Genomic DNA, 1,286 nt, shown 5'->3' with positions numbered 1-1,286 from the left:
AGTAGCATGCTCAAGACCCGAAGCGGAGTGATCTAGCCATGGGCAGGTTGAAGCGGAGGTAAGACTTCGTGGAGGACCGAACCCACCAGGGTTGAAAACCTGGGGGATGACCTGTGGTTAGGGGTGAAAGGCCAATCAAACTCCGTGATAGCTGGTTCTCCCCGAAATGCATTTAGGTGCAGCGTCGTGTGTTTCTTGCCGGAGGTAGAGCACTGGATAGGCGATGGGCCCTACCGGGTTACTGACCTTAGCCAAACTCCGAATGCCGGTAAGTGAGAGCGCGGCAGTGAGACTGTGGGGGATAAGCTCCATGGTCGAGAGGGAAACAGCCCAGAGCATCGACTAAGGCCCCTAAGCGTGTGCTAAGTGGGAAAGGATGTGGAGTCGCAGAGACAACCAGGAGGTTGGCTTAGAAGCAGCCACCCTTGAAAGAGTGCGTAATAGCTCACTGGTCAAGTGATTCCGCGCCGACAATGTAGCGGGGCTCAAGCACACCGCCGAAGTCGTGTCATTGCAGCAATACTCCCAACGGAGGCTGTGATGGGTAGGGGAGCGTCGTGTGCCGGGTGAAGCAGCCGTGGAAACGAGTTGTGGACGGTTCACGAGTGAGAATGCAGGCATGAGTAGCGATACACACGTGAGAAACGTGTGCGCCGATTGACTAAGGGTTCCTGGGTCAAGCTGATCTGCCCAGGGTAAGTCGGGACCTAAGGCGAGGCCGACAGGCGTAGTCGATGGACAACCGGTTGATATTCCGGTACCCGCTTTGAAACGCCCAATATCGAATCAGAGGATGCTAAGCCCGTGAAGCCGGCCTGGAGTCTTCGGACGAAGGGACGTGGTGGAGCCGGTGACCCGAGTCTGTAGTAGGTAAGCGATGGGGTGACGCAGGAAGGTAGTCCAGCCCGGGCGGTGGTTGTCCCGGGGTAAGGGTGTAGGACGCACGGTAGGCAAATCCGTCGTGCATGTAAGTCTGAGACCTGATGCCGAGCCGATTGTGGTGAAGTGGATGATCCTATGCTGTCGAGAAAAGCCTCTAGCGAGTTTCATGGCGGCCCGTACCCTAAACCGACTCAGGTGGTCAGGTAGAGAATACCGAGGCGTTCGGGTGAACTATGGTTAAGGAACTCGGCAAAATGCCCCCGTAACTTCGGGAGAAGGGGGGCCATTGCTGGTGATGGGATTTGCTCCCTGAGCTGGTGGTGGCCGCAGAGACCAGCGAGAAGCGACTGTTTACTAAAAACACAGGTCCGTGCGAAGCCGTAAGGCGATGTATACGGACTGAC

At 56.7% G+C, this 1,286-nt stretch carries 1 rRNA gene; it reads left to right on the top strand.

The annotated features are described in order from the left end of the window. A 23S ribosomal RNA gene (locus tag ACIGXO_RS33635) occupies positions 1–1,286 on the top strand; the annotation flags it as partial.

Source organism: Streptomyces sp. NPDC053542, assembly GCF_044544685.1.
Taxonomy (GTDB): Bacteria; Actinomycetota; Actinomycetes; order Streptomycetales; family Streptomycetaceae; genus Streptomyces.
Note: the sequence above shows the minus strand (reverse complement) of the source record. Positions and strands in the feature narration are given on the sequence as shown.